Source organism: Agromyces sp. GXQ0307 (genome assembly GCF_044769845.1).
GTDB lineage: Bacteria > Actinomycetota > Actinomycetes > Actinomycetales > Microbacteriaceae > Agromyces.
In genome coordinates this window covers 994,140-1,002,207 of the sequence record NZ_JBIZVY010000002.1, presented here as the reverse complement: position 1 = coordinate 1,002,207, position 8,068 = coordinate 994,140, and the positions used below count along the sequence as shown (strand labels likewise).

Here is an 8,068-nt window from a genome sequence, read left to right as displayed (position 1 = left end):
GAGTTCGAGACCATCATGACCAACAACCTGGCCCTCGCGGCCTAAACCAACCTGTCACCTATTCGTGCAGCAGACCCATAAGTCGTAGGGTCCGCTCGAATTTGTGACTATTAAGTGACTACGAGAGCCGGTTTGCAATCGAGAGTTTCGGCTCGGTTGTAGTCGAAATCCCTGATCAGCGCCGTGAACCTATCGAGGTGCATCCGCGTGGACTGTTTCCGTGCGATATGTGGGATTGCACGCCTGCTCTTGGAGCATGGAAAGTGCGTCTGATCACGGGATTTGCGAAGAGCCGATGACGGGAATCGAACCCGCGCTGTCTGCTTGGGAAGCAGAAGTTATCCAGTAGTGATTCACTCGGCTTCACTCGGGCTCACGAGCCCCGGAATCACGGGGAGGTGTGAACTCCAGTGAGTCAACGTGATCTCGATTTTGTGACCATTAAGTGACTACGAGGCGACGTCCAGCGTTCCGAGGATGCATGCGCACCAAGTTCGTTCCCGCGCTGAACCGCGGGACCCAGATTGCACCCATCGTCCCATAATGGCCACGCTGAAAGGCGCACTGTTCGCGTATCGAACGGTCGGATAAATTAAAGATCGGTTCGCCAGCCGATCAATCCTCGGCATCTGCAACGGTGAGCTCGGATGCCGTGCGCCTCAGAGCGACCGCACCTACAACGACGGCGAGGGAGGCGAGCAGGCCGAGGAACATTGGCGGGCCACCGACGCGTGCAATGGATCCGGCGTGGATGAAGGTACCTGCCAACACCACGCCCGAAGAAGCGAGGGCGATGGTCAAGATCAACGCCCACCGTTTCCGTCGCGGAGGGCGTTGGTCTGTGGTCGAGGCAGACAATACTTGCCACGCGGCAAGGAGGGCGAGCTCGAACAATGCGAGCGCGACTCCGGTGGCGATGACATAAGGGCGCTCGAGGTACGCATACTCCGGGTAGTCGATTGCAGCCCGGGCAGCAGCGCTAGGTATGACCCAGAACTGCAGCAGGAGGGCGAGGACGAACAGGGCAAGCAGTGTGAAGCGCACTGTGGGAACGTGCTGCCCGGATATGACCATCGGAGAACTCTCTGATCGTGAGCGTCCCGGTTGCGGATCGGCCTGCGCTGCCCGACGGACCGCTACCGGTCAGGTGTCAGGACGGTTCGTCCGCCGGGTTGGGCAGGTAGGCCGTGATGTCGATCGGCTCGGTGAGAGCGAGTTCGATGTCTGCGGGGTCGGTCGGGGCGGTCATGGTGCTCCTTCTTGCAGTTGTCGGCATGGCGCACGGGGGCGCGGTGGCGGCCTTCGCTTCAGCCCTCACAGGCTTGTACTGGGGACATTTCCGACAAAGGCCAGTCCGTTACGCCCTGGACACCGGACCCTGAGACGCGCTCAGGGGCGAACCCGCGCCCAGCGTGGCCGAGATGCCGATGGCCGCCTGCCGGCGTGGGCGGGAGGGTGGCATGTCAGCCGCCGTACCAGCCGGTCAGTTCGAGCGGTTCGCCGTTCGACTCGCAGAGCTCGACGACCGCTCCGACGGAATCGGTGAATGCGTCCTGCGTCGCGCTGTCGCCGGGCGAGAGCGCGCCAGTGGCGGTTGCGGTCGCCTCAACGATTACGCGGAGATGCGAGCCTGGCTCGGTCGTCTCGGCGATGGCGGTGAGCTCTTTGCTCGCAGATCGGACCATGCCATCACGGGTCTCGATACTGGCCTCGCCCTCGGGCGCGGCGATCGCGTTCCAAGCGATGGTCAGCGGGAACGCGAGGTCGAGGCAGGTCTGGCTGGTCGACGCGGAGGAGGATTCAGGCGCCGTAGTCTCGGCCGCCGCCGCAGTGCAGCCAGCCAAGGCGAACGTGGCTGCGACTGCGAGCGGGACGGCAGCGGTGCGGACGAGTTGCATGTGCCAGGTACCTTTCGATCGGTGCTCTCAGTGTGCTCGACTGCGCGGCCCGGCAGACCTGCCCCGCAGAGCTCAGCGAACGTGGGTGTCGCCGGGGCGGCTACGTTACGCGGTCGGTTCGCTGTCGGGTGCGGGCAGGTACGCGGTGATGTCGATCGAGACGATCGACGGCATCCGGACCGCGGACGGGTCGGCGGTCGCTTGGCGGGGGTCGGGAAGGGTCGGGTCGTGCGGAGTCATGTCATCTCGTTCCAGTTCGGCCTCGGCTGCGATGCGGCACTGCACCCTGCCGGGGCGGGGTCGCCTGGGCGACCGTACTCGGGATGTTTCCGCCTGACCGCCGAGCGTTACGCAAGGCGATGGTCCTCACTTTGCAGGCTCACCAGAACGAGACGACGCGAGCCGGTAACGCTCAGCGGTCATCTGGAAACAGTTGAGAATGTGAGGGTGTTCTCCGCTGCTGTGCCGACGTCAGGTCGGCATGGTTGACGGCGCGTTCCAGGAGCTGTTCCGTACGTATCATCCGGTGATCGTGGCGGCGGCGTTCAACCGGTTGAGCGACGTGTCCGACGCCCAGGACGCGGCCGCGGAGGTGTTCGCCCAGGCATGGCGGCGGCGAGACGCGGCCGACCACGTGTTCACGATCGAATGGTTGTACGTCACCCTCCGCAACGTCGTGGGCAACCACTACCGGAGCCGCGCACGACACCTGCGGCGCATCGAACAAGCCGGCAGGCACCACCCCACCCTGGTGGATGGGGCGTCGGACGCGGTGCTGGATGTGCGAGCGGCGGTGAACCGGTTGGAGCTGGCGGATCGGGAGTTGATCTGGATGGCGTACTGGGAGGACCTCTCCCGGGAGGAGATCGCCCGGATCCTCGGCTGCACCCCGGCGACGTTGCGGGTGCGGTTGCACCGGGCACGCAAGAAGCTGCAGGACGCCCTCAGCGAGGACGCAACGAACCCGGAGGAGGTGTCGTGGACGAGTTCGAACTGACCAGACGCCTCGAGCAGGCCCGCCCGGCCCTGCCTCGCCGCGGCGACCCACTCACCCCGGTGGCAGCATCGACCATGCAGGAGATCATGACGGGCCGTGTGCGACCGCAGCGGCCGCGGCGGTCACCGATCTACCTCTCGGTCGCGGCGGCGATCGCGGTTCTCTTGGCCGTCGCGGTCGGGATGCTCACGGCGCGGTCGGCGCCGGTCTATGCCACCGCGACCCCGCCACTGCTCACGGTCACTCCCGTCGAGGGGACGTCGAAGGACCTGCTCATGCGTCTCAGCGAGGAACTGCCCGACACCCCAGCGGCCGAGTCGATCCGGTTCCAGTCCTGGGCTCTGGCGCTGACCATCGGAGAAGAAGGGGTGGTTCAGTCGGTCGCCGTCGAACCCGAGGTCCGCGTCGTCGAGCACCGGCCGGAAGGTTCCCGGATCGAGGTGCGCCGCGGCGAACCCTACGACTCGGACGGCAACAAGACCGAGGTCGACGGGTACCAGGTCGGGGAACTGATCTGGGAGCAGGACTTCCCGCCCGGTGAGTTCCCGTACGTGTTCGCCGAGCCGCCGACGGATGCTGCCGCCTACCCCGAGTTCCTCCAGGCCGGCTCGGTGGTGCCCGACCCGGCCACCGGGGATTACCTGAACCTCGTGCGTGACCTGCTCGGTGAGCGTGCTCTGACCGGTGCGCAGACCCGGGCAACGCTCGAGTTCCTCGCCACGCTGCCCGAGCTCGAGGTCGAGGGACGTGTGACCGATCGGCTCGGACGGACCGGGATCTCCTTCACCACCGACAGCCGAGCCCCCGGCGAGTACGTCGATCGGATCATCATCTCCGACACCGGACTGGGCATCCTCTCCTCCGAGACCACCTACGTGGGAAAGGACCGCACGGACATCCAGGCACCCGCGGTCGTCAGCTACACAGCCTGGGAAACCGGGCAGAACGGAGATTGACCCGCTGCCAGACCCGCGTCTGGCCAAGGCCGTGCGCCGCATTGAGGAATTTCTGCGCTGGGCTTAGAGCAGCTGCGGCAGGAAGACGGCCGCGAGCACCGCGATCGGTATGAGCGCGAGCAGGAGCAGGGCGCGATGGATGCGCCGCCGGCTCACGGTGCCCTTCTCGAGTGAGGAGCGGCTCATCTTGTCGAACTCTGGAAGGAGCGCTTGGTAGGGCGGCTCGGGCTTATTCGAGATTCGTTCGGGCGTTCGGGTGGAGTCGTCTTCGTCTCCCATGCGACCAACTTAGTCACGTCGAACGGGACGACCGACGAGGCCCACCGCCGCGAGGATCCGGCGCGATCGGGCCTGGCCTTCCGCATCGGATGTGTAACGGACCCATGCCCGCTGTCGCGGGGAGGCGTTGTCGAGACACCATCTCGATATGAGGGCGTCACGTTGGAACCACGGTCGGAAGCGAGTGACGCAGGTGGCGGCGGGCGGCCTTGCGGTCGCAGGGTTGTTGACGCTCGCTGGCTGCGGAGCCGGTCTCCCAGGCAGCGGCTTCTTCGGTGACGGGTCGCGAGCCGACCGAGTGGTCAAGGGCACGTTGCCGGGATGGGATGGCCCGGATCCGGACCCCCTCAACGGTCGACCGGTCGTCGGCTGGGTGAGCGAGACCGAGTTCGGGGTGATCACCATGGGTAGCAGCAGCTGTCCGGCTGTCGCCGGCGAGCTGGAAGTGCTCGACGCAGACGAGGTCCAGATCGAGTTCGGTCCGTCACCGCGCAACCCCTGCACGGCAGACATGGCGCCAACGTCTCATGTATTCCAGCTGCCGTCTGCGGTGGACGGACGGCCGGTCACGGTCACGGTGCAGTTCGCAGACTACGAGACGGATTACGTTCTCGAGCTGGAGTAGCGCATCCCTACGCAGCCCAGGCTCGTATCGGTGAGGGGTCGTCTACTCGGCCCCGCGACGGCGACGGCCGAGGGCGAAGCCAACGACGGCAGCAAGTCCGATGAGGCCCACGATCGCCAGGACCGCGCCGACAATGGCTGCCTGCGTTAGGACGATGAACCCGCCGGGGACGAACACCGCGTCGGAGAGCGGCTGGTAGGCGAACCATCCGAAGGACGCTGATGCCTGAGGCGCAAGGAGTATCACCAACGCACCGGTGACTACGAGAACGCCCGAAAGGATGAGTGCGACGAGTAGGGGCGCTGGCATTCGCTGCATGGCGCCACAGTACTGAGCATCGCCGCCTGCACGCTCGCAGTGAGGGATCGCCTGTCGGTTCGTGGGCCAGGGTTCCCTTATTCCAATGAGTGGAGTATTCTCGCTGTCATGAGGTCTGAGATGCGAGAACCGACGTTCTGGACGTTGGTTTCCCTGAGCGGCGGACGCCGGCACGGCTACGCGCTGCTGCAAGAGGTCCGCGACGCCTCGGACGGGCGCGTGGAGCTCAAAGTGGCGACGCTGTACGCGGTCCTTGAGCGCCTGCAGCGCGAGGGGCTCGTGGCCGCGGACGGTGACGAAGCGGTCGACGGTCGGCTGCGCCGATACTTCCGCATCACTGAGCTCGGTGAGCAGGCCGTGGCGGCTGAGCTGGAACGCATGGAGACCGCCGCGCGACTTGCCCGGATCCGGTTGGGCTTGAGATCGGCAACAGCGCAATGAACTCGGCTGGCACGAACGGAAGTAGACGAATGGGTGAGACGGGGCGGGCTGAACGGTACCGGCGGATGCTGCGGTGGTACCCCGCCGATTGGCGCGCCGAGCATGAGGCGGTGGTCGTCGGCATCCTGCTCGACCAGGCCGACGCGCGCGGCGACGTCCGCCCGCGGCTCGGCGACCGGCTTGCGCTGGCCATCGGTGGCCTCCGACACCGGTTCGGCGTGGCAGAGGGCCGGCGGGCTGCCGTGATGGTCCCGCTCGTGCTCGCGGTCGCGTTCCTGCTGTTCTACGTGTCGGTGATCGCCTGGTCGCCCGGGGTCGTCTACCCAGGAGCGTTGGGACCCTTCAGTAATCCGACCGTGATCGTCGCCGGGCTCTTCGTCGTGGCGCTTGCCGCAGCAGCAACAGGGCGCAACGCTGCCGCGCGCTGGATAGCACTCGGCGCCGTTGGCACGCAGAGCTTCCTCTCCCTGCTGGCGGCGCTGTTCGGCTGGCTCGGACCGAGCCTGCCCACGACCGTGCTGATCGTCGGCTTCGGCGTGATCGCCGCCCTGCCCTGGCAAACGCCCCTCGCCACCGCTATCTCACTCAGTGCGCTACTCGCGCTGTTCGGCTACATGCTGATCGGCGACATCGCCGCGGCAGCCCTGCCGATCCCCGGAGCCGACATAGGCATTGCATTCGCGCAGGTGGCAGTGCTCGTCGCCGTCATCGCGGTGATCGCGATCGCAGCCCGACACGCCCGCAGACTCGAGCCGCAAGCGAAGCCATCGTGAGACCTACTCGACGGTGGCTCGTTGAGGGATCGTCCTTGCGCCGACTTCATCGTGTTCGTCGGGCCCTGCGAGCCGAGTGCCACCTAGGGTGATCCATGATGGTCCACCCGATTTCCAAGTCTGCCGTGACAATCGCCATCGTGGGCTTCGTGATCGTGGCCGCATACGCCGTCTTGGGTGCGCTGCAGATTCTCGTGCTCAACCCCATGGCGGCCGCGCCGGACCTCACTCTTGCGGAGATTCAGGCTGCCGTGGCCGAGGCAGGTGAATCGTTGCCGCCCTTCCCGGTCGTCGTTTTCGTCAGTCTCGGTCTCCTCCTTGCAGCCCTCGTCATGCTCTACGCCATCACGGCGCCGGGCCCGCGGCCAGGGGTCGTCGCGGTCATGATGCTGGTCATCGTCGCTCTCGGTGCTCCCGCCTACTTCGCTGCGTCATTCCCTGCCGGTATGGCCCTCGCCGATACCTTCATGATCTCCGGCGGGGACCATTCGCGCTGGTCGGCGTTGCTCTTCCTGACCAGCGCGACTGCCCTCGTTTCCGCGATCGCTCTCGCGATCGTTCTCGCGCTTCGAGCGCGCCGCGCCGCACCTGCTGCCCGCGACCATTGACGCGGCCCGCTGAGAGATCGCCGGCGAGCAGACCGAGTTACGGGGCTTGAACCCGAAACTCACTCCGTGGAGAGATCCTCTCCGGCCGCGATCCGGCGCCGAGCCAACTGAGCCGCGTACCGTCGAGGTGTGATGGGCTACGAGCGACCCGAGCTCCCGGCGAGTGTGTATGTCGATGAGGATGGCGCTCCGATCGAGTACGGCAGGCGGTGGGGCGTGAACGGGCCTCCTGAGGACGCCTACTCGCGCACCAGCAACCTCGATCGCTTCGCGGGCCTGCACACCGTCGCGCGTGCAGTGATCGAGTGGCTGCGGACCGTGTTCGATGTCGAGGTCGAGACCGGCCCGCAGGTGGTAGCGGATCTGCTGCTGCAACCGGGCGATCCGATTCACTCGGTGCGATTGACGCCCAGGTCGACTGAGTCTGCGACGCTGACGTTCGTGCTGACCTCATTCCCCGGTGTTTACCTGCACGCGGGGGTGCTGCACGACTTCCACTTCCCGGTGTGCGGGTGCGACGCCTGCGATGACGATGTCCTTTCCCTCGCCGACGAGCTCGAGTGGACGGTCCGAATGGTCGTCACTGGCCGCTACAGCGAGTCGGTGGAACCGCATGCGAGCGGTTGGCTCGGATACCGCTTGGAAGAACCCGGCGTCCGCACCAACTCGGGTCAATCTCGAACAGACGAAGTACCGGTCGAGCGCCTCGAACGCGCCCGCCACCTCGCTCCCGCCGATGGGCTGTGGCACCCGTGGCCGGCGCTGGCGCGCTGACCAACCTTCGATCACTCAAATCGTCCGCTGCCGGCGACGGCGGTGGACCGAACCGTCGCACCGAGCTCGTCACACGGTCGATTAACCGTGCTCGAGCCGGTGGACACGACGGTGTTGTCAGCTCCGCTGAGGCGAGGGTCCGCTCGAATTTGTGACTATTAAGTGACTACAAGAGCGATTTTGCAATCGAGAGGCGCGGCGCCGTTGTAGTCGAAATCCCTGATCAGCCCCCATGAACCTATCGAGGTGGATCCGCGTGGACTGTTTCCGTGCGTTCTGTGGGATTGCACGCCTGCTGCGGGAGCATGGAAAGTGCATCTGATCAGGGAATTTCCGAAGAGCCGATGACGGGAATCGAGCCCGCGCTGTCTGCTTGGGAAGCAGAAGTTCCTAAGTGGC

At 65.8% G+C, this 8,068-nt stretch carries 12 protein-coding genes and 1 tRNA gene; 7 read left to right on the top strand and 6 right to left on the bottom strand.

The genetic code is table 11. The features are described from left to right. Window positions 1-290: 290 nt before the first annotated feature. The 4 genes from ACIQH8_RS09970 to ACIQH8_RS09955 form a co-directional block, all read right to left on the bottom strand. A tRNA-Gly gene (locus ACIQH8_RS09970) sits at window positions 291-362 on the bottom strand. A gap of 253 nt (window positions 363-615) precedes the next feature. Next, window positions 616-1,074: a hypothetical protein gene (locus ACIQH8_RS09965; protein WP_400997832.1), complete on the bottom strand. Its 459-nt coding sequence runs from the start codon at window positions 1,072-1,074 to the stop codon at window positions 616-618. A 389-nt stretch (window positions 1,075-1,463) separates the two neighbouring features. Continuing rightward, window positions 1,464-1,898: a hypothetical protein gene (locus tag ACIQH8_RS09960; protein ID WP_400997829.1), complete on the bottom strand. Its 435-nt coding sequence runs from the start codon at window positions 1,896-1,898 to the stop codon at window positions 1,464-1,466. A gap of 105 nt (window positions 1,899-2,003) precedes the next feature. Next, window positions 2,004-2,138, bottom strand: coding sequence for a hypothetical protein (locus ACIQH8_RS09955; RefSeq protein WP_400997826.1), 135 nt, complete (start codon window positions 2,136-2,138; stop codon window positions 2,004-2,006). A 241-nt stretch (window positions 2,139-2,379) separates the two neighbouring features. Between ACIQH8_RS09955 and ACIQH8_RS09950 the strand changes: the two genes are divergently transcribed. Beyond that, on the top strand, window positions 2,380-2,895 hold the full coding sequence (locus ACIQH8_RS09950; protein ID WP_400997823.1) for an RNA polymerase sigma factor: 516 nt from the start codon (window positions 2,380-2,382) through the stop codon (window positions 2,893-2,895). Then, window positions 2,877-3,851 carry a hypothetical protein gene (locus tag ACIQH8_RS09945; protein ID WP_400997820.1) on the top strand — a complete coding sequence of 325 codons (975 nt, stop codon included), beginning with the start codon at window positions 2,877-2,879 and terminating at the stop codon, window positions 3,849-3,851. The genes ACIQH8_RS09950 and ACIQH8_RS09945 overlap by 19 nt, the downstream gene beginning before the upstream one ends. A 63-nt stretch (window positions 3,852-3,914) precedes the next feature. Here the strand turns inward: ACIQH8_RS09945 and ACIQH8_RS09940 are convergent, their stop codons facing one another. Continuing rightward, entirely contained in the window at window positions 3,915-4,037 is a 123-nt protein-coding gene (locus ACIQH8_RS09940; protein ID WP_400997816.1) for a hypothetical protein, read from the bottom strand. Window positions 4,038-4,314: 277 nt separating this feature from the next. On the opposite strand from ACIQH8_RS09940, the gene ACIQH8_RS09935 reads away from it, so the two are divergent. After that, window positions 4,315-4,755: a hypothetical protein gene (locus tag ACIQH8_RS09935; protein WP_400997813.1), complete on the top strand. Its 441-nt coding sequence runs from the start codon at window positions 4,315-4,317 to the stop codon at window positions 4,753-4,755. A gap of 42 nt (window positions 4,756-4,797) precedes the next feature. Here the strand turns inward: ACIQH8_RS09935 and ACIQH8_RS09930 are convergent, their stop codons facing one another. After that, the gene (locus tag ACIQH8_RS09930) at window positions 4,798-5,073 is read right to left on the bottom strand and encodes a hypothetical protein (protein WP_400997810.1); all 276 of its coding nucleotides are present in this window, start codon (window positions 5,071-5,073) and stop codon (window positions 4,798-4,800) included. 108 nt (window positions 5,074-5,181) lie between these two features. Between ACIQH8_RS09930 and ACIQH8_RS09925 the strand changes: the two genes are divergently transcribed. The 4 genes from ACIQH8_RS09925 (at window position 5,182) to ACIQH8_RS09910 (ending at window position 7,669) form a co-directional block, all read left to right on the top strand. Further along, entirely contained in the window at window positions 5,182-5,514 is a 333-nt protein-coding gene (locus ACIQH8_RS09925) for a PadR family transcriptional regulator (RefSeq protein WP_400997808.1), read from the top strand. 110 nt (window positions 5,515-5,624) lie between these two features. Then, window positions 5,625-6,287, top strand: a complete 663-nt coding sequence (locus ACIQH8_RS09920; protein WP_400997805.1) for a hypothetical protein — start codon at window positions 5,625-5,627, stop codon at window positions 6,285-6,287. A 95-nt stretch (window positions 6,288-6,382) separates the two neighbouring features. Further along, window positions 6,383-6,895 (top strand): hypothetical protein, encoded by a 513-nt coding sequence (locus ACIQH8_RS09915; RefSeq protein WP_336573425.1) that lies wholly within the window; start codon window positions 6,383-6,385, stop codon window positions 6,893-6,895. A gap of 132 nt (window positions 6,896-7,027) precedes the next feature. After that, entirely contained in the window at window positions 7,028-7,669 is a 642-nt protein-coding gene (locus ACIQH8_RS09910; RefSeq protein ID WP_400997914.1) for a DUF6226 family protein, read from the top strand. Window positions 7,670-8,068: the final 399 nt, after the last annotated feature.